The sequence below is a fragment of the Salmonella sp. 5800 genome, assembly GCF_046558195.1.
Taxonomy (GTDB): Bacteria; Pseudomonadota; Gammaproteobacteria; order Enterobacterales; family Enterobacteriaceae; genus Salmonella; species Salmonella enterica.
Genome location: NZ_JBGDOX010000001.1, coordinates 1 through 21,700 on the forward strand (window position 1 = coordinate 1; position 21,700 = coordinate 21,700).

At 52.6% G+C, this 21,700-nt stretch carries 19 protein-coding genes; 9 read left to right on the plus strand and 10 right to left on the minus strand.

Going from position 1 to position 21,700, the window contains the following annotated elements; genetic code table 11:
* Positions 1–111 precede the first annotated feature (111 nt).
* Together ACLJZ5_RS00005 and yeaG are read right to left on the minus strand one after the other, a co-directional pair.
* A complete protein-coding gene (locus tag ACLJZ5_RS00005; protein WP_024797453.1) occupies positions 112–1,398 on the minus strand; it encodes a YeaH/YhbH family protein in 1,287 nt (428 codons plus the stop codon).
* A 122-nt stretch (positions 1,399–1,520) separates the two neighbouring features.
* Complete coding sequence (gene yeaG, locus ACLJZ5_RS00010) at positions 1,521–3,455, minus strand: protein kinase YeaG (RefSeq protein ID WP_023179719.1); 1,935 nt, start codon at positions 3,453–3,455, stop codon at positions 1,521–1,523.
* A 425-nt stretch (positions 3,456–3,880) separates the two neighbouring features.
* Between yeaG and ACLJZ5_RS00015 the strand changes: the two genes are divergently transcribed.
* The 3 genes from ACLJZ5_RS00015 (at position 3,881) to ACLJZ5_RS00025 (ending at position 7,067) form a co-directional block, all read left to right on the plus strand.
* Positions 3,881–4,627 (plus strand): MipA/OmpV family protein, encoded by a 747-nt coding sequence (locus ACLJZ5_RS00015; protein ID WP_000163762.1) that lies wholly within the window; start codon positions 3,881–3,883, stop codon positions 4,625–4,627.
* A 289-nt stretch (positions 4,628–4,916) separates the two neighbouring features.
* Positions 4,917–6,113, plus strand: a complete 1,197-nt coding sequence (locus tag ACLJZ5_RS00020; RefSeq protein ID WP_000029250.1) for an anaerobic sulfatase maturase — start codon at positions 4,917–4,919, stop codon at positions 6,111–6,113.
* 96 nt (positions 6,114–6,209) lie between these two features.
* The gene (locus tag ACLJZ5_RS00025) at positions 6,210–7,067 is read left to right on the plus strand and encodes an aldo/keto reductase (RefSeq protein ID WP_000843744.1); all 858 of its coding nucleotides are present in this window, start codon (positions 6,210–6,212) and stop codon (positions 7,065–7,067) included.
* Positions 7,068–7,165: 98 nt separating this feature from the next.
* Here ACLJZ5_RS00025 and ACLJZ5_RS00030 read toward each other — a convergent pair whose 3' ends face one another.
* Both ACLJZ5_RS00030 and gapA read right to left on the minus strand, forming a co-directional pair.
* Positions 7,166–8,050, minus strand: coding sequence for a D-hexose-6-phosphate mutarotase (locus tag ACLJZ5_RS00030; protein ID WP_000608657.1), 885 nt, complete (start codon positions 8,048–8,050; stop codon positions 7,166–7,168).
* 328 nt (positions 8,051–8,378) lie between these two features.
* Positions 8,379–9,374, minus strand: coding sequence for a glyceraldehyde-3-phosphate dehydrogenase (gene gapA, locus ACLJZ5_RS00035; protein WP_000153505.1), 996 nt, complete (start codon positions 9,372–9,374; stop codon positions 8,379–8,381).
* A 341-nt stretch (positions 9,375–9,715) separates the two neighbouring features.
* On the opposite strand from gapA, the gene msrB reads away from it, so the two are divergent.
* Positions 9,716–10,129, plus strand: a complete 414-nt coding sequence (msrB, locus tag ACLJZ5_RS00040; RefSeq protein ID WP_001519539.1) for a peptide-methionine (R)-S-oxide reductase MsrB — start codon at positions 9,716–9,718, stop codon at positions 10,127–10,129.
* Between the two features lie 41 nt (positions 10,130–10,170).
* On the plus strand, positions 10,171–10,449 hold the full coding sequence (locus ACLJZ5_RS00045) for a YeaC family protein (protein WP_001046864.1): 279 nt from the start codon (positions 10,171–10,173) through the stop codon (positions 10,447–10,449).
* A 350-nt stretch (positions 10,450–10,799) separates the two neighbouring features.
* On the opposite strand, the gene pncA is transcribed toward ACLJZ5_RS00045, so the two are convergent.
* From pncA to sppA, 3 genes are all read right to left on the minus strand, one after another.
* Positions 10,800–11,456, minus strand: coding sequence for a bifunctional nicotinamidase/pyrazinamidase (gene pncA / locus ACLJZ5_RS00050; RefSeq protein WP_000184707.1), 657 nt, complete (start codon positions 11,454–11,456; stop codon positions 10,800–10,802).
* 26 nt (positions 11,457–11,482) lie between these two features.
* Positions 11,483–12,499 carry an asparaginase gene (gene ansA / locus ACLJZ5_RS00055; RefSeq protein ID WP_001170134.1) on the minus strand — a complete coding sequence of 339 codons (1,017 nt, stop codon included), beginning with the start codon at positions 12,497–12,499 and terminating at the stop codon, positions 11,483–11,485.
* 95 nt (positions 12,500–12,594) lie between these two features.
* Positions 12,595–14,451, minus strand: a complete 1,857-nt coding sequence (gene sppA, locus ACLJZ5_RS00060; RefSeq protein ID WP_024797454.1) for a signal peptide peptidase SppA — start codon at positions 14,449–14,451, stop codon at positions 12,595–12,597.
* Positions 14,452–14,624: 173 nt separating this feature from the next.
* On the opposite strand from sppA, the gene ACLJZ5_RS00065 reads away from it, so the two are divergent.
* The 3 genes from ACLJZ5_RS00065 to topB all read left to right on the plus strand — a co-directional run bounded on the left by ACLJZ5_RS00065 (position 14,625) and on the right by topB (position 18,291).
* A complete protein-coding gene (locus ACLJZ5_RS00065; protein ID WP_000339313.1) occupies positions 14,625–15,176 on the plus strand; it encodes an NAD(P)H nitroreductase in 552 nt (183 codons plus the stop codon).
* A 117-nt stretch (positions 15,177–15,293) separates the two neighbouring features.
* Positions 15,294–16,337 carry a selenide, water dikinase SelD gene (gene selD, locus ACLJZ5_RS00070; RefSeq protein WP_001294900.1) on the plus strand — a complete coding sequence of 348 codons (1,044 nt, stop codon included), beginning with the start codon at positions 15,294–15,296 and terminating at the stop codon, positions 16,335–16,337.
* A 4-nt stretch (positions 16,338–16,341) separates the two neighbouring features.
* Positions 16,342–18,291, plus strand: coding sequence for a DNA topoisomerase III (gene topB, locus ACLJZ5_RS00075; protein WP_024797455.1), 1,950 nt, complete (start codon positions 16,342–16,344; stop codon positions 18,289–18,291).
* A gap of 29 nt (positions 18,292–18,320) precedes the next feature.
* Here the strand turns inward: topB and gdhA are convergent, their stop codons facing one another.
* Positions 18,321–19,664 carry an NADP-specific glutamate dehydrogenase gene (gdhA, locus tag ACLJZ5_RS00080; RefSeq protein WP_000372865.1) on the minus strand — a complete coding sequence of 448 codons (1,344 nt, stop codon included), beginning with the start codon at positions 19,662–19,664 and terminating at the stop codon, positions 18,321–18,323.
* Between the two features lie 238 nt (positions 19,665–19,902).
* On the opposite strand from gdhA, the gene ACLJZ5_RS00085 reads away from it, so the two are divergent.
* On the plus strand, positions 19,903–20,178 hold the full coding sequence (locus tag ACLJZ5_RS00085; protein WP_000336847.1) for a YnjH family protein: 276 nt from the start codon (positions 19,903–19,905) through the stop codon (positions 20,176–20,178).
* On the opposite strand, the gene ACLJZ5_RS00090 is transcribed toward ACLJZ5_RS00085, so the two are convergent.
* Together ACLJZ5_RS00090 and xthA are read right to left on the minus strand one after the other, a co-directional pair.
* Entirely contained in the window at positions 20,138–20,554 is a 417-nt protein-coding gene (locus ACLJZ5_RS00090) for a pyrimidine (deoxy)nucleoside triphosphate diphosphatase (RefSeq protein ID WP_000592136.1), read from the minus strand. The two genes, ACLJZ5_RS00085 and ACLJZ5_RS00090, sit on opposite strands and share 41 nt — an antisense overlap.
* A gap of 72 nt (positions 20,555–20,626) precedes the next feature.
* A complete protein-coding gene (gene xthA, locus ACLJZ5_RS00095) occupies positions 20,627–21,433 on the minus strand; it encodes an exodeoxyribonuclease III (protein ID WP_024797456.1) in 807 nt (268 codons plus the stop codon).
* Between the last annotated feature and the right edge of the window lie 267 nt (positions 21,434–21,700).

The following is a 21,700-nucleotide window of genomic DNA, read 5'->3' on the forward strand; positions in this document are numbered from 1 at the left end:
TAACGAAGTTTGATGCAAATGTCAGATCGTATGCGCCTGTTAGGGCGCGGCTGGTAAGAGAGCCTTACAGGCGCATCAGAAAAACCTCCGGCTATGCCGGAGGATATTTATTTATACGTTTTGATTGGCGCTCTGTTTCTGAAACAATTCGCGGAATACCGGATAAATATCCTCCTGATCGCGAATATGCTGCATGGCGAAGTTATCGAACGTCGCCTGCAGATGTTCATACTCGCGCCATAAGGTCTGGTGGGCGCGGCGGGTAATCTCAATATAGCTGTAATAGCGCACTACCGGCAGCAGCTTTTTCGCCAGAATCTCATGACACAGCGGTGAATCGTCGGCCCAGTTATCACCGTCTGACGCTTGCGCCGCATAGATGTTCCACTGACCGGGGTCGTAGCGCTCTTTAACTACTTCGTCCATGAGTTTAAGCGCGCTGGAGACAATCGTCCCCCCGGTCTCTTGCGAATAAAAGAACTCATGTTCATCCACTTCCTTCGCCTGGGTATGGTGGCGGATATAAACCACTTCTACGTTCTTATACGTTCGGCTCAAAAACAGATAAAGCAGAATGTAAAAACGCTTGGCCATATCTTTGGTTGCCTGGTCCATCGAACCCGAGACGTCCATCAGACAGAACATCACCGCCTGGCTGGAGGACTCAGGTCGTTTTTCATAATTTTTATAGCGTAAATCAAAAGTGTCGATAAACGGCACTCGCTCGATTTTAGCCCGTAGTTCGGCAATCTCCCGACGTAACCGCTCCTCTTCAAGCAGTTGCGCTGGTTCGCTGTGGCTGATGGTCTCCAGTTCCGTTTCCAGGGCGTGCAGTTCGCGGCGTTTTCCTGCCGTCATTGCTGTACGGCGCGCCAGAGAGTTTTGTAGCGAACGTACCACGCTGATATTGGCCGGTACGCCGTTTGAGGTGAAACCGGCGCGGTGAGTTTTATACTCGTTAAGCTGGCGATGCTGGTTTTTTTTCAGATTAGGCAGCGCTAAATCTTCAAAGAGCAGATCCAGATACTCATCTTTTGAAATCTGAAAAACAAACTCATCCTGGCCTTCGCCGTCCTGGCTGGCCTGACCTTGACCGCTGCCGGAACCGCCGCCGCCACCACCTTGCGGACGCTCAATGCGATCATTCTGGATAAAGTGATCGTTACCTGGATGGACGCGATGGCGCAGACCGCCGCGCCCCTGATGAAACATCGGTTCGCTAATATCATCGGTTGGAATAGAGACGGACTCTCCGCTGTCGACATCGGTCACAGAGCGTTTATTAATCGCTTCGGAAATCGACTGCTTAATTTGTGCTTTATAACGACGCAAAAAGCGCTGGCGATTCACCGTGCTTTTATTTTTGCCGTTAAGACGTCGGTCTATGAACCAGGTCATATGCCCCCCGTACTGCCAACTGAGCGCCTGTTCTGTCAGTGCCGGATAGCGCTAACGCTTAGCCAGTCTACAGAACATTACTTTGTAGGCCCGGTAAGCGCAAGCGCCACCGGGCATTAATATCACGACGATTTACGCACGCGCAGGTACCACTCGCACAGCAAACGAACCTGCTTACGGGTATACCCTTTCTCCATCATCCGATCGACAAAGTCGTCATGCTTTTTCTGCTCGTCAGTCGACGTTTTGGCGTTAAAAGAAATGACCGGCAACAGCTCTTCAGTATTAGAGAACATTTTTTTCTCAATCACCGTGCGCAGCTTCTCGTAACTGGTCCAGTTTGGATTACGGCCGCTATTGTTGGCTCTGGCGCGCAGGACAAAGTTTACTATCTCATTACGGAAATCTTTCGGGTTACTGATACCCGCTGGTTTTTCAATTTTTTCCAGTTCGGCGTTCAGCGACTCGCGATCGAACAGTTGACCGGTATCCGGGTCGCGATACTCCTGATCCTGAATCCAGAAATCCGCATAAGTCACGTAACGATCAAAAATGTTTTGCCCGTACTCAGAATAAGATTCGAGATAGGCCGTCTGGATCTCCTTGCCGATAAATTCGGCGTATTTCGGGATCAGATAGCCTTTCAGGAACTCCAGATAACGTTCAGCCTGCTCCTGCGGGAACTGCTCACGCTCGATTTGTTGTTCCAGAACGTAGAACAGATGTACCGGGTTTGCCGCCACTTCCGCATGGTCGAAGTTGAATACGCGGGAGAGGATCTTAAAGGCGAATCGGGTGGAGAGACCGTTCATCCCTTCGTCCACGCCCGCATAGTCGCGATACTCCTGGTACGATTTGGCTTTGGGGTCGGTATCTTTCAGGCTTTCACCGTCATAAACGCGCATTTTCGAGTAAATACTGGAATTTTCCGGCTCTTTCAGGCGGGAAAGGATCGAGAAACGCGAAAGCGTTTCCAACGTGCCCGGCGCGCAGGGCGCATGAGTCAGCTCGCTATGATTAAGTAGTTTCTCGTAGATTTTGATCTCTTCGGAGATTCGCAGGCAATAAGGCACCTTCACAATATAGACACGGTCAAGGAACGCTTCGTTATTTTTATTGTTACGGAAAGTCACCCATTCAGATTCGTTTGAGTGGGCAAGTATGATGCCATTAAAGGGCAGAGCAGAAATACCTTCCGTACCATTGTAGTTACCTTCCTGAGTTGCGGTCAGCAAGGGGTGCAGCACCTTAATAGGCGCTTTAAACATCTCGACGAACTCCATGATCCCCTGGTTAGCGCGGCACAGCGCGCCAGAGTAACCATACGCATCCGGATCGTTCTGGGCGTGATGTTCGAGTTTACGAATATCCACCTTGCCGACCAGCGCCGAAATATCCTGGTTGTTTTCATCGCCGGGTTCCGTTTTGGCGATGGCAATCTGCTCCAGAATGGAGGGCCAGACTTTCACCACGCGGAATTTAGTAATATCGCCGCCAAACTCATGCAGGCGTTTGGCCGCCCACGGGGACATAATCGTACCGAGATAGCGGCGCGGAATACCGTACTCTTTTTCCAGAATCTGCGCGTCTTCCTGCGGATTAAACAGGCATAACGGATGATCGTTGACCGGACTACGCTCGCCGTTGGCGCTTAAAACATAAATTGGCACGCGCTGCATTAGCGATTTCAGCCGTTCAGCGAGCGATGATTTGCCACCCCCCACAGGTCCCAGCAAATAGAGAATTTGCTTCTTCTCTTCCAGCCCTTGCGCCGCATGTTTCAGATAAGAGACAATCTGTTCAATCGCGTCTTCCATGCCGTAAAACTCTTCAAACGCAGGATAGCGAGCAATAACCCGGTTGGAGAAGAGTCGGGAAAGTCGGGGTTCCTGGGCAGTGTCGACCATATTAGGCTCGCCGATAGCCATTAATAGCCGCTCTGCCGCGTTGGCATAAGCACTGCGATCTTGCCGACAAATGGTAAGAAAATCCTGCAGTGTGAACTCTTCGTCCTTGGCAGCTTCGTAACGCTGGCGATAGTGATCGAATATATTCATGATATGCCATCCTTTCGTTTTTTCGCACATGTTAAGAGCCGTTCATATGAATAGTAGAGGCTCCCGGAAGAGGTAGACTGAACGCCGTCTCTGCTAAGCAAAAAAAGCAACTCTCATGCCATTTTATTGGTCAGAAGATCAACGTGTCCGGTGATACACCTTCTTAACATTAAGCGTAGATGGCATTTGCAAAACTTGCCTGTACGCGTCAGTGGATTTCGATGACATATCAATAACTCATCAGGTAGAAAAGGCTGGTGGATATCAGAAAAAGCGTTCCCGGTCACATAACGATCATCAGCCGATCATCTGAAAATAATCGGTGATGGTGATATTAAACGGTTACATTGTGTAAAATAGTTGGGCTTACAGGTATTGGCGGTTACACTTTTGCCGCAGAACATTTGAATAAGGAATTATGGATTGTGACCAAACTTAAACTTCTGGCTCTTGGCGTGTTTATTGCAACATCCGCCAGCGTTGCGCACGCTGAAAGCAACCTGACGTTGGGCGCAGGCGTTGGTGTGGTTGAACACCCTTATAAAGATTACGATAGCGATGTTTATCCGATACCGGTCATCGCTTATGAAAGCGAAAACTTCTGGTTCCGTGGTCTGGGCGGCGGGTATTACTTGTGGAATGACAATGCCGATAAGTTGTCAATCATGGCATACTGGTCCCCGATGTACTTCAAACCGGGCGACAGCGATGATCATCAGTTGCGTCGTCTGGACAGGCGTAAAAGTACTATGATGGCGGGCGTTTCTTACGCGCATCACACCCAGTATGGATTCCTGCGTACCTCACTGGCAGGGGATACGTTGGATAACAGTAACGGTATTGTCTGGGATCTGGCCTGGCTTTATCGGTATACCAATGGCGGGCTGACCTTAACGCCAGGTATCGGGGTTGAATGGAATAGCGAGAACCAGAACGATTACTATTACGGCGTATCACGTAAAGAATCTTCGCGTAGCGGCCTGCGCGGCTATAACCCGAACGATAGCTGGAACCCGTATCTTGAACTGAGCGCTAACTATAATTTCGCCGGTAACTGGAGCGTATATGGTACTGCGCGCTACACCCGTCTGTCGGATGAAATTACCGATAGCCCGATGGTGGATAAATCCTGGACCGGTATCCTTTCTACTGGCGTGACCTATAGATTCTGATTGATTGAATTTGCCAGAAAAACCATGACAAAGCCTGCGTTATGCAGGCTTTGTGCTGTCTGAAACGCGAACATGGCGGCTTGCATAAATGCGCTGTTGACCGGGTATGGCGCAGCCTTATGTGATTTATACTTTGTTACATCAATTTAAAAAACTAGCCTTTTATATGAAAAATCCAGGTGATTACAACTGCGCTAACAATTAGCGTAATAATTGTTGCAATGCTGGCTGATATCGCCCTGTCACGTCCCGCTTATGCTATACCCATTCTTCACAGCGAGTAAGACGAATGAGCATAGTATTCAATACCGTAGCCAAGCCCAGCGGCAGTCTGTGTAACTTATCGTGCAAGTACTGTTTCTATCTTGATAAACCCCGGGGCCAGCGCGTCATGTCTGACGATGTGCTGGAGACGTATATCCGCCGGGTAATTGATGATACGCCATCCTCAGAGGTCTCGTTTTGTTGGCAGGGGGGAGAGCCGACGCTATGCGGTCTTTCTTTTTACCAAAAAGTGGTGCGCTTGCAGCAACGCTATGCCAACGGCAAAACTATTTACAACAGTCTGCAAACCAATGGCGTATTAATCAATGAAGAATGGGCGGCTTTCTTTGCGCAGCACCAGTTCCTGATTGGTATATCGATTGATGGGCCGCAAGTCGTTCATGATAATTACCGGAAAACGCCGTCAGGGCGGGCGTCTTTTTCCCGTGTCGTTAATGCTATCCGCCTTCTGCAGGCAAATGATGTCGAGTTCAACACGCTCACTGTCGTGAATGATGTGTCATGCCGTCATGGCAACGCTATTTATCATTTTTTGACGCAGGAATTGGAAAGTAAACACCTGCAATTTATTCCCATTGTTGAGCCGCTCGCGCAAAAAACGCAGCGTTCTTTGACGTTATCTGACAATGAGGATTCGCCTTCGCTGATGCCCTTTTCCGTCACGCCTGAAGGGTGGGGCGCCTTTATGTGCGATGTTTTTGATCAATGGATACGTCACGATGTCGGACGCATATTCGTACAGCTTTTTGACAACTTACTTGGCGTCTGGATGGGGGAGCCCGCCACGCTTTGTACGATGCAGTCGACCTGCGGGCAAAGTTTGCTGGTGGAGCAGAATGGCGACGTGTTTAGCTGTGACCATTTTGTTTTTCCCGCCTATAAACTGGGCAATCTGCAGCAACACTCTTTAGAAGAAATGGCGGCTTCTTCTTTTCAGCAGCAGTTTGGCGCGGCTAAAGCAAACCTTTCCTCACGCTGCCAGAACTGTACGTGGCGCTTTGCCTGTCACGGCGGTTGTCCGAAACATCGAATTTGCATGGACGGCGGCGAACGGCAAAATTATCTCTGTAAAGGATATCTGGAGTTCTTTCAACATGTGACGCCCTATATGAATGTGATGCGTCAATTATTACTGAATCAGCGACCCGCCGCGCATATTACCCGCATCGTCGACATGATTGCGGATGACGTTCGTCAGTGACAAGAAAATCGCCCCCTTGCGCGGTATGATGCCGGACATTACCGTAGGGTCTAAGAGTCCTGTATTGTTTTACCGTCGAGTGACATTGAAAAGGAAATGAAATCAGTGAAAAACGTAACGTTTTGCGGGCAGGTGACGCTTCCTGCCATCGGACAGGGAACATGGTATATGGGCGAGCGCGCGGATCAACGTCAGCGCGAGGTTTCGGCGCTGCGTGCGGGGCTGGATTTGGGGTTGCGCCTTATTGATACGGCGGAAATGTATGCCGACGGCGGGGCGGAAAAGGTCGTGGGCGAGGCGCTGGCAGGGCGACGCGATGAGGCATTTCTGGTGTCAAAAGTGTACCCGTGGAACGCTGGCGGCCAGAAGATAGTTGCCGCCTGTGAGGAAAGCCTGCGTCGTCTGAAAACAGATTATCTCGATCTCTATCTATTGCACTGGGCCGGAAACTTTTCATTCGAAGAGACCGTTGAAGGTATGGAGCGGCTAATCGCGCAGGGGAAAATTCGCCGTTGGGGAGTCTCTAATCTTGCTTATGACGATATGCAGGCGCTGTGGCGCATCCCTGGGGGACAGCAATGCGCGACAAATCAGGTGCTCTATCATCTGGCGTCACGCGGTATTGAGTATGATTTATTGCCGTGGTGTCAACAACAGCGAATGCCAGTGATGGCCTATAGCCCGCTGGCGCAGGCTGGCCGGTTACGTAGCGGTTTACTGAATCATCCGGTGGTGAATGAAATTGCGCAAGCGCATAACGCTACGGCGGCGCAAATCTTACTGACGTGGGTGATTGCGCATCCGGGCGTAATGGCGATCCCGAAAGCCGGAAGTACAGAACACGTGAAGCAAAATGCGGCGGCGCTTGAGATCGCCTTGTCAGCAAACGAACTTGCCTTACTGGACAACGCCTGGCCTGCGCCAAAAGGGAAAACCGCGTTGGATATGGTGTGACGCCGGATAAAATGTGTAAGCGCCGCCATCCGGCAAGTCATGCCTGATGGCGGCTGACGCCTTCCAGAGTCTATAGCAACGCCGTTATCCATTCACTTTTAGCGTTTAGCGACGCAGATAGTCTGCGCCAGACGAGAGGGTTTTTCTTCTGTGGCTTGTTGCGGCGCAGTAGCGTAAACCGTTTCAACGCAGACAAACGTTTTATAGCCGTCATCCGGCATGTCGCCCATGCTGACGGATAACGCCGGGCCAGGGTTCCAGCCTACGACGTTAAGGTGATGGTGGTGGACCACATCAATCGTGCGGTTTAATGTCGCATCGTGGATCACGCTACATGCTTCAGGATTGAGGTAAACGCGATCGGTACGGTCCGGAAAGGTTTGTATACCGTCGGCCAGGACATCTTCTTTAGCGTCGTTAACTTTATCAATAAACCGATCGCCGAGTCCGCTGACCTTAACGTTGGCGATGTCGCCAACGTTAAAATAGCTGTGGAGCGCGGATGTGGTTGCAAACTCGCCATGCGCTTCCAGTTCAATTTCACAGGTTTTGCCCACTTTAAAACGTGCCAGCAGCGTGAAATCGTGCGGCCAGTATTTCCGGGTGGCCTCACTGCTTTGCAGCTCAAATGTCAGCATTACGCCATTATCATCTTCATTATGCGCTTTTAGCGCCCACGGTAGATTACGCGCAAAGCCGTGTGACGGCAGACCCTGTTGAGCCGCAGGTCCAAACCAGGGCCAGCAGATCGGTACGCCGCCGCGTAGCGCCACGCCGGTTTTGAAAGGCGTATTATTACTGAGCCATAATACCTCTTCCTCGCCAACGGGTTTCCAGGAGAGAAGGTGCGCGCCCTGTAATGCAAAAGAGGCTTTAACCTGCGGATGGTCAACGACGATCAGATCCAGGTCATCAAGCTGACGACGGGAAAGGACAGGGGTAAGCTGTTCGATAACCGGGAGGGCAAAAATTTTATTAATCATTACGCAATCCTCTTAACCCTAAATAATTCGAGTTGCATGACAAGGCGCTTGTGCCTTGACCAGTGCTTGCGCTGGCCCGTAGAGGCGGGGCCGCAGGCCGAGTAACGCGGCAAGTGAACGACAAATTCATCGGGAACGAATTTGAACAACCGTAGGTAACCTACGGCCAGGGACATCCCTGATTCATCCCGATAAGTTCGACTTCCGTCAGTGATTCGGGTGAGAAAGCATAGCCAACACACCTGCAACTTGAAGTATGACGGGTATATCTTTAAGCAAAAAAAAGAGCGACCTGAGTCGCTCTTACCAATGACTGTGTCATCTCAACTTATTTGGAGATGTGAGCAATCAGGTCCAGTACTTTGTTGGAGTAACCGGTTTCGTTATCGTACCAGGAGACCAGTTTCACGAAGTTGTCGTTCAGCGCGATGCCTGCTTTAGCATCGAACACGGAAGTGCATACTTCGCCGTTGAAATCGGTAGATACAACGTCGTCTTCGGTGTAACCCAGAACGCCTTTCATTTCGCCTTCGGCAGCAGCTTTAACAGCAGCTTTGATCTGCTCGTAGGTAGCCGCTTTTTCCAGACGAACGGTCAGGTCAACAACGGATACGTTCGGAGTCGGAACGCGGAACGCCATACCGGTCAGTTTGCCATTCAGTTCAGGCAGTACTTTACCTACCGCTTTAGCAGCGCCAGTAGAGGACGGGATGATGTTCTGAGATGCGCCGCGGCCGCCGCGCCAGTCTTTGTGAGACGGGCCGTCAACGGTTTTCTGGGTTGCGGTAGTCGCGTGAACAGTGGTCATCAGACCTTCGATGATGCCGAAGTTGTCGTTGATAACTTTAGCCAGCGGTGCCAGGCAGTTGGTGGTGCAGGAAGCGTTGGAAACGATGTCCTGGCCTTCGTATTTGTCAAAGTTAGCGCCTTTAACAAACATTGGGGTGTTGTCTTTAGACGGACCCGTCAGAACCACTTTTTTCGCGCCAGCGGTGATGTGTTTACGCGCGGTTTCGTCAGTCAGGAAGATACCGGTAGCTTCAGCCACTACGTCAACACCAACTTCGTCCCATTTCAGGTTAGCCGGATCGCGTTCAGCGGTAACACGGATTTTTTTACCGTTAACGATCAGATGACCGTCTTTCACTTCAACAGTACCGTCGAAACGGCCGTGAGTGGAGTCATATTTCAGCATGTATGCCATGTACTCTGCGTCTAACAGGTCGTTGATTGCAACGATCTCGATGTCAGAACGTTTCTGAGCAGCACGGAAAACAATGCGACCGATACGGCCAAAACCGTTGATACCTACTTTGATAGTCATATATTCCACCAGCTATTTGTTAGTGAATAAAAGGTTGCCTGTAAAATTACAAAAACCTTACGCAGCGTCAAGCGGAATCGTGTCAATCATTGCGACAAATCAATCCTCTGCACAACCTTTGCGCGGCTGATTCGCCTCACTCTTCCTTTCGGCTTGAAACCACATGGGGGCGCCGCCCCGAATTTTAAAGGGCAACCGAGATAATAATGTGACATCAGTCACGATTCGTGAGCCGCCATTTCGCAATGATCAAGTTTAGAACAAAAGTTGGTACTGAGGTGTTAATGTTTTGTTAGAATCGGTCAGGCAATGTGAGCACGTTTAAAGTGAGATGTGAGCAAATGGCTAACCAACCTTCAGCAGAAGAACTCAAGAAAAAATTGTCCGAAATGCAATTCTATGTGACGCAGGATCGTGGCACAGAACCGCCATTTACCGGACGCCTGCTACATAATAAACGTGATGGGGTTTATCACTGCCTGGTCTGTGATACGCCGCTTTTTCACTCCCACACCAAATACGATTCAGGCTGCGGCTGGCCTAGCTTTTACCAGCCTGTCAGCGAAGAGGCGATTCGTTACATAGACGATTTTTCCCATGGCATGCAGCGTGTCGAAATTCGTTGCGGTAACTGCGATGCGCATCTCGGACACGTTTTCCCGGACGGGCCGCAGCCAACCGGTGAGCGCTATTGCGTTAACTCGGCCTCGCTGGCCTTTTCTGACGAGAAAAACGGCGATCAACTGAAAGGCTGAAAAAACGATTCAGCAAATTATTCCACAGGAGCGGACACATCATGAATCTTGATGAGATCATTAACAGCATGACGCCGGAAGTGTATCAACGTTTATCCACCGCCGTTGAGCTGGGTAAATGGCCGGATGGCGTGGCGTTGACGCCGGAACAGAAAGAAAACAGCCTACAGCTGGTGATGCTATGGCAGGCGCGGCACAATACCGAAGCGCAACATATGACGATCGATACTCACGGTCAGATGGTGATGAAAAGCAAGCAGCAGCTTAAAGCGGATTTCGGTATTACGTCAAAGCCGATTGCGACATTGAAAATGCAGTAACGGCAGCCGGATAAGAGGTAGCCGCCATCCGGCGGTTTCATTGCCAATGCGTTGTGCTTACCGGGCCTGCTCATTGCTGCCAGACACAGGCCCGCCATATTTTTACGAATAACGCTTAATGTCCAGCGAGTCCGCCAGCTGTTTCGCTAACTGATTATTGTCATCGGCGGCCTATTCCCAGAACATTGCGCCAGCCAGCCCGCGCTTTTTAATCTGTTTTGTTAGAAGCGCTCTCCAGCCTGCGTTGAGCTTTGCCTGGTAGCGACGCTGACGTGACGTATCCGGCCCAAAGATCTATGCAATGGTCTCACCGTTGCGTGATGTATTGACCGGATACGATACCTGCTCCGCTACCTGGCGACAGCCTGGCCCTGCGTCTCTTCCCAGTCTGCCAGCGTATACAGCGTCGCGCCTGCTGCCGCCATCTCCATAAACGCGTGTGCGCTATCCTGCGGGTGAATATTCACGCCGCGACAGCCATCGGTGATAACGTTAACGGCATAGCCCAACTCTAGCGCATCCAGCACCGTAAATTTTACGCAGTAATCGGTCGCCAACCCCATCACGATAAGCTCGGTAACGTCATGCTCGCGAAGCCAGGTATCAAGGGTAGTTTTCTGCCGATGTTCGTTGTCAAAAAACGCGCTGTAGCTATCAATCAGCGGGTTTTCACCCTTATAGATGCAGGCGTCAATCGCATGTTGGTTAAGCAGGGGATGTAACGCCGCGCCGTCGGTATGTTGAACGCAGTGATCCGGCCAGAGCGTTTGCGGCAGCCCGTCCAGCTTTCCCTGACTATAGGGTTCCGCCTGATGCTGGCTGGCGAAGCTGCCATGCTGCGCGGGATGCCAGTCCTGGCTGGCCAGCACCGGAATCTGCCGGGGCTGGCACCAGTCAATAAGAGCGTTGGCGATGTCGATGGTGCTGTCGCCTTCCGCTACAGCCAGCGCGCCGCCGGCGCAAAAGTCATTTTGCAAGTCGACCAGTAATAAGGCCCGGTTTGTCATTATCTTCTCCTTGTCGTCGGGATTTTTTAATCATCCGGCGTCAATTCACCACGCAAGTTTTGCGCCATCGCGCTACGAATCGCCTGAGTGTCCAGACCCTGGCTTAACAAATAATGCAGTTTGGTTAAGGTGGCTTCGACGGTCATATCGGCACCGCCAATCACGCCAGCGTGCGCCAGCGCATTACCGGTAGCGTACCCGCCCATATTGACTCGCCCTGACATGCATTGCGTCAGGTTAACCACCACGATGCCACGCGAACTGGCCTCTTTCAGCTCCTGTAAAAACGCTTTATTTTGCGGCGCGTTGCCTACGCCATAAGAGCGCAGAATCAGCGCTTTTACCGGCTGACGCAGAAAGTTACGTACTACCTCGGCGGAAATCCCCGGATAAATCGTCACTACGCCTATCGGCTGCGGCGTAATAGGGTGAACGATTAATTCACCAGAACCGTAGGGCGCGGGAGGCGTATTTAAACGGCGAATGTGAATTCCTGCTTCCAGCAAGGGCGGCAGATTAGGAGAGGCAAAAGCGTCAAAACCATCCGCATGGGCTTTGGTCGTGCGATTGCCGCGGAACAGACGATTATTAAAAAACAGCGTTACTTCATTAATAGGGTAGTTGGCGGCGACATAAAGCGCATTCAGCAAATTAATTTGCCCGTCGGAACGCAGCTCAGCCAGCGGAATTTGTGACCCTGTCACAATAACCGGTTTACCCAGATTTTCCAGCATGAAAGAGAGCGCCGATGCGGTAAACGCCATCGTGTCGGTGCCGTGCAGAATAACAAAACCGTCATACTCATCGTAGTGCGCTTTGATATCTGCAGCGATATGCTGCCAGTCTTCCGGCGTCATATCTGATGAATCCATCAGCGGGGCATATTCATGGATGGTAAAATCCGGCATCTCCGGGCGGTGGAATTCCGGCATCAGCGCCAGCTGGCGCTGAAGGTGCCCGGACACCGGGATATACCCTTTATCTGAGCGCTGCATACCGATAGTACCGCCGGTATAGGCAACGTAAATTGATTTCTTTTGCATGATAATGTTCAGTCGTGTCGCGAAGGACGTATTAATGATTATCGGATGGCGGCTATGAGCAGACGCCGCCATCCGGTATGGCTATTGATGAAGCATTAGCGAACGTTCGCGCAAGTCAAACAGAACGCATAACGGTTTTGCGGATCGTTAAATGCCGCCAGTTTATCCCCCTCGGCCTTCACCGTGTTGGCGGCGGAAACGAGCGGCGCCGGGAGCATCGCCTGAATGGCCTCCGGCAGCATGGCGCGTACTGATCCGGTCATACTGTCCATGACCATATCAAGGACCGTCGGTTCGTCCTGATAGTAATCAAGATGCCACTGTTTCAGTTTCGCCAGCTCCGCCGCTTTGGCGACGGCGTCGTCAAAGTCGCCGAGACTGTCCACCAGACCATTGGCTTTCGCGTCTTCTCCGGTCCAGACATGGCCTTGTGCGATTTTATCAATCTGCTCCGGCGTACGCTTACGCGCGTCTGCCACCAGTGTGATAAAGCGTTTGTAGCCGTACTCAATACTGAGTTGCATCATCTGCTGCACTTCCGGTGACAGCGCTTTGGTCATCGAAATATCCGCCAGTGGCGAGGTGGAAACGCCGTCGCTGTGTACGCCAATCGACGACAGGCTGTTTTCTACCGTATTGATGACGCCGAAGATGCCAATTGAACCCGTCAGCGTGCTGGGGCTGGCCACGATATAGTTTGCCGGCGTAGAGATCCAGTAACCGCCGGAGGCCGCCATACCGCCCATTGAGACCACCACCGGTTTGCCAGCCGCTCTTGCCGCCGCCAGTTCGGCGCGGATAACTTCGGAGGCGTTGACGCTCCCGCCTGGGCTATTGACGCGCAGCACAATCGCTTTCACTTTAGGATCAAGGCGTGCGTCGCGGATCTGCGATGCCGTAGTGTCGCCGCCGACATTCCCTGGCGTTTCTTCGCCATCCATAATCGCGCCATTGGCGAAAATAACCGCAATAGTACCGCCGGTATCCGCAGGCGTTTTCAGCGAATAATCGTAATAGCTGATCGCGCGATAGTTATTTTCGGTTTTACTCCAGCCAAACTGCTTCGTCAGCGCTTTTTCAACATCTGCGCTGGAGGCGAGGGCGTCCACCAGTTTATGGTTGAGCGCATATTTGGCGGTGTCGCCGCCCACGCTGGTTAACCCGTCGATAATAGCCTGCGCGCCGGGGAAGAGTTGTTGCGGCGAAATCTGGCGATTGGCGGAAACGGTATGCAGGTAGTTCTGCCACAGTTCGCCTATCCAGCGGCTGTCGGCCTCGCGGGCGGCGGGCGACATATCGTCGCGGATAAACGGCTCGACGGCGGATTTATAGGTGCCGACCCGGAAAACGTGGGTAGAGACTTTCAGTTTATCCAGCAGCGTTTTGTAGTACAGGCCATTCGTAGCGAAGCCGTGAAGATCTACCTGACCCTGTGGGGAAAGCCAAATTTTATTGGCGAAACTGGCGAGGTAATACTGACCCTGGCTGTAGTTTTCACCCACGGCGAAAACCGGTTTGCCGCTATCGCGGAATTCGCGCAGCGCTTTACCGATATAGCGCATTGACGGCTGATCGGCGCCGGTGAAGTTTTTCAGATCCAGAACGATACCCGTGATGTTACGGTCATCTTTCGCCTGACGAATAGCGTTGACGATGTCAAACAGGGAGTTTTCCTGCAGACGGTCGGAGCTGGCGCCAAATAACTGGCGTCCCAGCGCGCCCAGACGGTGATTGGTGGAGGGTTTATCCACAATGACGCCGGAAATATCCAGCAGCAAAGCGCCGCGCGCCGTTTGCTCACTGTTGCTGCCGTTACCGATCTGCATCCAGATCCCAACGCCCACCAGAACCAAAAAAATAAAGAACAGGTTGAGTACCATTTCACGGACGAGGTTCAACACTCGCCACGTCCATTTAAAAAATCCGGCAATAAATCGCCACAGGGTTCGCATGTATTCTCCCTATCTGAGTAACAACGCTTATACCTTGGTGAGGATAAAGCATTAAGATGTGGCTATCGTAATGACCCATCAGGCAGTTGTCAGCAGGAATCACTGCCTGCGCTGTAACAAAATCCGCTCCCGTGTTAATTTTGTGAATAAATATCATTACTGGAGTTAATCAAATGGATGCACTAGAACTGCTGGTCAACCGTCGTAGCGCCTCTCGTCTCGCAGAACCGGCGCCTGTCGGAGAGCAATTACAGAACATTCTGCGGGCGGGAATGCGTGTTCCCGATCATAAATCTCTACAGCCGTGGCGTTTTTTTGTGATTGAAGGAGAGGGGCGCGACCGCTTCAGCGCCGTGCTTGAACAAGGCGCTGTCGCTGCCGGGGGCGATGAGAAAGCGATCGAAAAAGCGCGTAATGCGCCGTTTCGCGCGCCGCTGATCATTACCGTGGTGGCGAAATGCGAAGAAAACCATAAGGTTCCGGTGTGGGAACAGGAGATGTCTGCCGGATGTGCGGTAATGGCGATGCAAATGGCGGCGATTGCGCAAGGGTTTAATGGTATCTGGCGTAGCGGTGCATTAACGGAGAGCGCTATCGTGCGGGAAGCCTTTGAGTGCCGCCCTCAGGATAAAATTGTTGGTTTTCTCTATCTCGGCACGCCGCAGCTCAAAGCGTCAACGACGATCAGTACCCCCGACCCCACGCCGTTTGTGCGTTATTTCTGACGCTGAGGGATAAAACTGTCTGGATTCTGAGCAAAGGCGCGGTAATTCAGACAGTGATACTTACCACATCAGGGAATGAGCGCTACCATAGCGCGAATGCAATGACAGGAGATGTCCATGAGCGAGCAAGCCATTCGTTTAACGCAATACAGCCACGGCGCTGGTTGCGGTTGTAAAATTTCCCCTAAAGTGCTGGAGACTATCCTGCATAGCGAGCAGGCGAAGTTCGTCGACCCGAACCTGCTGGTGGGTAATGAAACCCGCGATGATGCGGCGGTTTACGATCTGGGTAATGGCACCAGTATTATCAGCACCACCGACTTCTTTATGCCGATAGTCGACAACCCGTTTGATTTTGGCCGCATTGCGGCAACAAACGCCATCAGCGATATTTTTGCGATGGGCGGCAAACCGATTATGGCGATCGCGATCCTTGGCTGGCCGATTAATACCCTGTCGCCCGATATTGCGCGTGAAGTGACCGAGGGGGGGCGTTTTGCCTGCCGTCAGGCCGGTATCGCGCTGGCGGGCGGACACTCGATTGACGCCCCGGAGCCGATCTTTGGTCTCGCGGTCACAGGCGTAGTGCCGACCGAACGGGTGAAGAAAAACAGTACCGCGCAGGCGGGATGCAAACTCTTTCTGACCAAACCGTTGGGGATTGGCGTGTTGACCACCGCCGAGAAAAAATCGCTGCTTAAACCTGAACATCAGGGGCTGGCGACGGAAGTCATGTGTCGGATGAACGTTGCTGGCGCGGCGTTTGCCAATATCGACGGCGTAAAAGCTATGACTGACGTTACCGGTTTTGGCCTGCTGGGGCACCTGAGCGAGATGTGCCAGGGCGCAGGCGTGCAGGCGCTGCTTTGCTATCAGGACATCCCTAAACTGCCGGGCGTGGAAGAGTATATTGCTCTGGGCGCCGTACCGGGCGGCACAGAGCGCAACTTCGCCAGCTATGGTCATTTGATGGGCGACATGTCGCGTGAAGTTCGTAGCCTGCTGTGCGATCCGCAAACGTCAGGCGGTCTGTTGTTGGCGGTAACGCCGGACGCCGAAGACGATGTTAAAGCCACCGCGGCGGAATTTGGTATCGATCTGACCGCGATTGGCGAACTGGTCGAGGCCCGCGGCGGTCGCGCTATGGTTGAGATTCGTTAACCTGATGCGGTTGTTTATTGCCGAAAAACCGAGTCTGGGGCGCGCCATTGCGGATGTGCTGCCAAAACCGCACCGTAAAGGCGATGGTTTTATTGAGTGCGGAAATGGGCAGGTCGTCACCTGGTGTATTGGTCATTTGCTGGAACAGGCGCAGCCGGATGTGTATGACAGCCGTTATGCGCGCTGGAATCTGGCTGACCTGCCTATCGTGCCGGAAAAATGGCAGCTTCAGCCTCGTCCGTCCGTCACCAAACAGCTCAATGTGATTAAGCGCTTTTTGCATCAAGCCGGTGAAATTATTCACGCCGGCGACCCGGATCGCGAAGGGCAGCTTCTGGTTGATGAAGTGCTGGATTATCTCCAGCTTCCTGCCGAAAAGCGCCAGCAGGTGCGGCGTTGTCTGATAAACGACCTTAACCCGCAGGCGGTCGAGCGTGCTATTGACAGGCTGCGAGCGAACAGCGACTTCGTGCCGCTGTGCGTCTCCGCGCTGGCGCGAGCGCGAGCGGACTGGCTGTATGGCATTAATATGACCCGCGCTTACACGATCCTGGGCCGTAATGCCGGCTATCAGGGCGTGTTATCCGTGGGACGCGTGCAGACGCCGGTACTGGGGCTGGTGGTGCGGCGAGACGAAGAGATTGAGAACTTCGTCGCCAAAGACTTCTTTGAAGTGAAGGCGCACATCGTTACGCCTGCCGACGAGCGTTTTACCGCTATCTGGCAGCCGAGCGAGGCGTGCGAACCTTATCAGGATGAAGAGGGGCGCTTGCTTCATCGTCCGCTGGCTGAGCATGTAGTGAACCGAATCAACGGTCAGCCCGCGCTGGTAACCAGTTATAATGATAAACGGGAATCAGAATCCGCGCCGCTGCCGTTTTCGCTCTCGACGCTACAGATTGAAGCCGCTAAACGCTTTGGCCTGAGCGCGCAAAACGTGCTTGATATTTGTCAGAAGCTATATGAAACCCACAAACTGATTACCTATCCGCGTTCCGACTGCCGTTATCTGCCGGAAGAACACTTTGCCGGACGGCAGGCGGTCATGAACGCGATTAGCGTCCACGCCCCGGATTTACTGCCGCAGTCTGTGGTTAATCCTGATACGCGCAATCGCTGCTGGGATGACAAAAAAGTGGATGCGCACCACGCGATTATCCCGACGGCGCGCAGTTCTTCTGTCCATCTGACGGAAAACGAAGCGAAAGTGTACACCCTGATTGCGCGTCAGTATCTGATGCAGTTCTGCCCGGACGCGGTGTTTCGTAAATGCGTTATTGAACTGGAAATCGCCAAAGGAAAATTTGTCGCCAAAGCGCGTTTTCTGGCGGAGGCCGGTTGGCGGACGTTATTGGGCAGTAAAGAGCGCGACGAGGAAAACGACGGTACGCCGCTGCCGGTTGTCGCCAAAGGTGATGAGTTGCTGTGTGAAAAGGGGGAAGTGGTCGAGCGCCAAACCCAGCCGCCGCGTCATTTCACCGATGCGACATTGCTTTCCGCGATGACCGGAATTGCCCGCTTCGTGCAGGATAAAGATCTGAAAAAGATCCTGCGCGCGACCGATGGGCTGGGGACGGAAGCCACGCGCGCCGGGATTATCGAACTGCTGTTCAAACGTAGCTTTCTGACCAAAAAAGGGCGCTACATTCATTCTACCGATGCTGGCAAAGCGTTAATACATTCGCTGCCGGAAATGGCGGCCCGTCCAGATATGACCGCGCACTGGGAATCTGTTTTGACGCAAATCAGCGAAAAGCAGTGCCGTTACCAGGATTTTATGCAACCGCTGGTCGGCACGTTATATCAGCTGATCGAGCAGGCTAAGCGCACGCCGGTGAAGCGCTTCAGAGGGATAGTCGCGCCAGGCGGCGGAGAAAAGAAAAAGAGCGCGCCGCGTAAGCGAGCGGGCAAAAAAAGCCCGCCTGCTGAGGAGACAGGCCGTCAGACCGAATAAGCGTAAAGCTATCTGGCCTGACGACGGGATTAAATGACGCCCTGCGCCAGCATGGCGTCGGCGACTTTCACGAAACCGGCGATGTTGGCGCCCTGAACGTAGTTGGTATGCTTATTGTCGCCGCCGTACTCGACACAGGCGTGGTGGATATCCAGCATAATGTGATGCAGACGGGCGTCCACTTTCTCGGCTTTCCAGCTCAACCGCGCGGCGTTCTGCGCCATTTCCAGACCTGATGTCGCCACGCCGCCCGCGTTGGCGGCTTTACCCGGCGCAAACAGTACGCCTGCCTCAAGGAAGAGATCGGTCGCTTCAATCGTGGTTGGCATATTTGCCCCTTCCGCCACGGCTTTTACGCCATTGGCAATCAGTACGCGCGCGGCGTCAACGTCCAGTTCGTTCTGCGTCGCGCATGGCAGGGCGATATCCACCGGTACGCTCCAGGGCTGCTGGCCTTCCAGATAGGTTAAGCCAAACTCACGGGCGTAGTCAGCGACGCGACCGTCACGGCTGGCTTTAATTTCACACAGACGCGCCAGCTTCTCTGGCGTGAAGCCACTTTCATCGACCACCGTCCCGCTCGAATCCGACGCGGTAACCACGCGCGCGCCAAAGGCCATCGCTTTCTCAATGGCGTATTGCGCTACGTTGCCGGAACCGGACACGGCGACGCGCATCCCTTCGAAACCGAGACCATGACGTTTAAGCATCGCTTCGGTGAAGTAGACCAGGCCATAGCCCGTCGCCTCCGGACGAATCAGGCTGCCGCCGAAGGAAAGGCCTTTGCCGGTGAAGACGCAGGCGCTGTTATTGGAAAGCTTGCGCATCATTCCCGCCATAAAGCCCACTTCGCGCCCGCCCACGCCGATATCCCCGGCAGGCACGTCGGTATCCGGCCCTAAATGGCGATACAGTTCAGTCATCAGCGCCTGGCAGAAACGCATCACTTCGCCTTCGCTTTTCCCTTTCGGATCGAAATCGCTGCCGCCTTTACCGCCGCCCATCGGCAACGTGGTGAGGGCATTTTTAAAGGTTTGCTCAAAGCCGAGGAACTTAAGGATGGAAAGGTTTACCGAAGGATGAAAGCGCATACCGCCTTTATAGGGGCCAATAGCAGAGTTGAACTGCACGCGCCAGGCGCGATTTACCTGCACCTGGTTTTTGTCGTCCAGCCACACTACGCGAAACTGAATTACGCGCTCTGGTTCAACCAAACGTTCCAGTAAAGACATGTGGCGGTAACGGGGGTTTTGTTCAAGAAACGGCCACAGGGTGGTCATGACTTCACGGACGGCTTGCGCGAACTCGGTTTGATGCGGGTCGCGCTTTTGTACATGGTTGAGGAACGATTCCAGAGAACATGTCTGATCCATAGATATAAAAACCTCTTATATATTAATGTGGTTGTATTTGCGTTTTATCAGAATATGTATTTGCAGTTTTCGACTATACCATCAGCAATGTGACGGTAAGCAAGAAAAAAATGACGCTGCTAAGTAAATTCATAACGGGGCGAGGGTCATAACTAAAAGCGATGACAAAAGAGGATTAAAGTTTTCACGGCGGCTTACCGTTATACTGAGAATATACTTAGAAAAATAAGGAAATCCTATGTGCCGAAGCCTCGTGGTCGCCGTGATGGCGATAATGCCAATGGTCGGGCTGGCAAACCAGAACAGTCGTCCTGATATTCAGGTGAATGTCCCGCCGGAAGTTTTCAGCACGCGCGGTCAGTCGTCCCAGCCCTGCATTCAGTGCTGCGTTTACCAGGATCAGAATTACTCCGAAGGCGCGGTAATAAAAGTGGAAGGCGTCTTGCTCCAGTGCCAGCGTGACGAAAAAACCATCAGCACGAATCCGTTAGTCTGGCGTCGCGTAAAGCCATAAACGCCTGCAATAGCGGAATATCCGCCGGGGCGAGGGGGTACTCCAGCGCCTCTTCCGGCGTACACCAGGCTAATGCCTGATGTTCCAGCGCACGTATCAGACCGTTAAACGCAGGCACATGCCAGGCGTGCAAATGAATTCGTCGGCCAGACACGTCGCGTTGATGACTGGCGATATAGACGCCGGGCGTGGCGTCAATCCCTAACTCTTCGCGTAGCTCGCGGATAAGCGCCTGCGGCTGGGTTTCGCCGGGTTCGACTTTACCGCCGGCAAACTCCCATAAACCGGCTTGATCCGCATGAGCTGGGCGCTGGGCCAGCAGAATTTTGCCGTCGCGTTCAATGATGGCGGCAACAACATCGAGTTTTTTTATCATTGTCGTTAAGGTCGTTATTCCTGCCGGGAAGCGTCGCGCTATCCCGGCCTTACGGTTAATCAGAAAGCGGAATCAAACACGAAACGTCGCCCAGACCGGCGCATGGTCGGAGGGTTTTTCCATACTGCGAATGTCGTAGTCTATACCGGTTTCTGCGCAACATTCCGCCAGCGGAGCGCTTGCCAGCAAGAGGTCGATACGCAGTCCGCGATTATCCACGAAACCTTTTGAGCGGTAATCAAACCACGAAAATTTATCCATCGTTTGCGGATTCGCCTGACGGAACGTGTCCACTAATCCCCACTTCAGTAACCGCGACATCCATTCACGCTCCTCCGGCAGGAAGGAGCATTTACCGGTACGCAGCCAGCGTTTGCGGTTCTCTTCGCCGATGCCAATATCCAGATCGGTCGGGCTGATATTCATGTCGCCCATAATTAATACCGGATTATCGCACTTGAGTTCCGTTTCAAGATAGTTTTGCAAGTTCTGGTAAAACTGCGCTTTTGCGGGGAACTTCAACGGATGATCCCGGCTTTCCCCCTGCGGGAAATAGCCGTTAATGACGGTGATATTACCCAGCGGCGAGGGGATTTCCGCCATGATAATGCGGCGTTGCGCCTCTTCGCCATCATCCGGGAAACCGCGTCTGACGGAAATGGGCGTGGCTTTTGTTAGCAGCGCGACGCCGTAATGGCCCTTTTGTCCATGATAGAAAACGTTATAGCCCAGCTTCGCGACCTCTTCGAGCGGGAACATTTCGTCGTGGACTTTTGTCTCCTGTAGACCGATCACATCGGGCTGGTGTTTTTCGACAATCGCTTCAAGCTGATGGGGACGGGCGCGCAGGCCGTTGATATTAAAAGAGACAAATTTCATAGTCACTGCCACTTTGCAAGGTGAATCGTGTTGGGATGGTAGCAGAAATTTTACCGGGTGACTGCCACTCATCGTCAGATTCGGCCAATGGAAGCGTATGGTGTTTTCTATAGCGCGAAAATGGCACGGTTTGCGTGCAGATGCGCCAGAACGGGGCGGTAATTTCCAGTAAATTTCGTATAAGATCACAATTCCAGAATTATATTTGGCAACTGAATAATATTTCGCTTTTTCCTCTTTTTAGCCACCGATTATGCGGGAATATTC

Bases quoted from the DNA above. Each gene is read 5' to 3' on its own strand.
- ACLJZ5_RS00020 (WP_000029250.1), top strand. From the start codon at position 4,917: ATGAGCATAGTATTCAATACCGTAGCCAAGCCCAGCGGCAGTCTGTGT.
- msrB (WP_001519539.1), top strand. From the start codon at position 9,716: ATGGCTAACCAACCTTCAGCAGAAGAACTCAAGAAAAAATTGTCCGAA.
- ACLJZ5_RS00005 (WP_024797453.1), bottom strand. From the start codon at position 1,398: ATGACCTGGTTCATAGACCGACGTCTTAACGGCAAAAATAAAAGCACG.
- topB (WP_024797455.1), top strand. From the start codon at position 16,342: ATGCGGTTGTTTATTGCCGAAAAACCGAGTCTGGGGCGCGCCATTGCG.
- sppA (WP_024797454.1), bottom strand. From the start codon at position 14,451: ATGCGAACCCTGTGGCGATTTATTGCCGGATTTTTTAAATGGACGTGG.
- ACLJZ5_RS00085 (WP_000336847.1), top strand. From the start codon at position 19,903: ATGTGCCGAAGCCTCGTGGTCGCCGTGATGGCGATAATGCCAATGGTC.
- yeaG (WP_023179719.1), bottom strand. From the start codon at position 3,455: ATGAATATATTCGATCACTATCGCCAGCGTTACGAAGCTGCCAAGGAC.
- ansA (WP_001170134.1), bottom strand. From the start codon at position 12,499: ATGCAAAAGAAATCAATTTACGTTGCCTATACCGGCGGTACTATCGGT.
- ACLJZ5_RS00090 (WP_000592136.1), bottom strand. From the start codon at position 20,554: ATGATAAAAAAACTCGATGTTGTTGCCGCCATCATTGAACGCGACGGC.
- selD (WP_001294900.1), top strand. From the start codon at position 15,294: ATGAGCGAGCAAGCCATTCGTTTAACGCAATACAGCCACGGCGCTGGT.
- ACLJZ5_RS00025 (WP_000843744.1), top strand. From the start codon at position 6,210: ATGAAATCAGTGAAAAACGTAACGTTTTGCGGGCAGGTGACGCTTCCT.
- pncA (WP_000184707.1), bottom strand. From the start codon at position 11,456: ATGACAAACCGGGCCTTATTACTGGTCGACTTGCAAAATGACTTTTGC.
- gapA (WP_000153505.1), bottom strand. From the start codon at position 9,374: ATGACTATCAAAGTAGGTATCAACGGTTTTGGCCGTATCGGTCGCATT.
- gdhA (WP_000372865.1), bottom strand. From the start codon at position 19,664: ATGGATCAGACATGTTCTCTGGAATCGTTCCTCAACCATGTACAAAAG.
- ACLJZ5_RS00065 (WP_000339313.1), top strand. From the start codon at position 14,625: ATGGATGCACTAGAACTGCTGGTCAACCGTCGTAGCGCCTCTCGTCTC.
- ACLJZ5_RS00045 (WP_001046864.1), top strand. From the start codon at position 10,171: ATGAATCTTGATGAGATCATTAACAGCATGACGCCGGAAGTGTATCAA.
- xthA (WP_024797456.1), bottom strand. From the start codon at position 21,433: ATGAAATTTGTCTCTTTTAATATCAACGGCCTGCGCGCCCGTCCCCAT.
- ACLJZ5_RS00030 (WP_000608657.1), bottom strand. From the start codon at position 8,050: ATGATTAATAAAATTTTTGCCCTCCCGGTTATCGAACAGCTTACCCCT.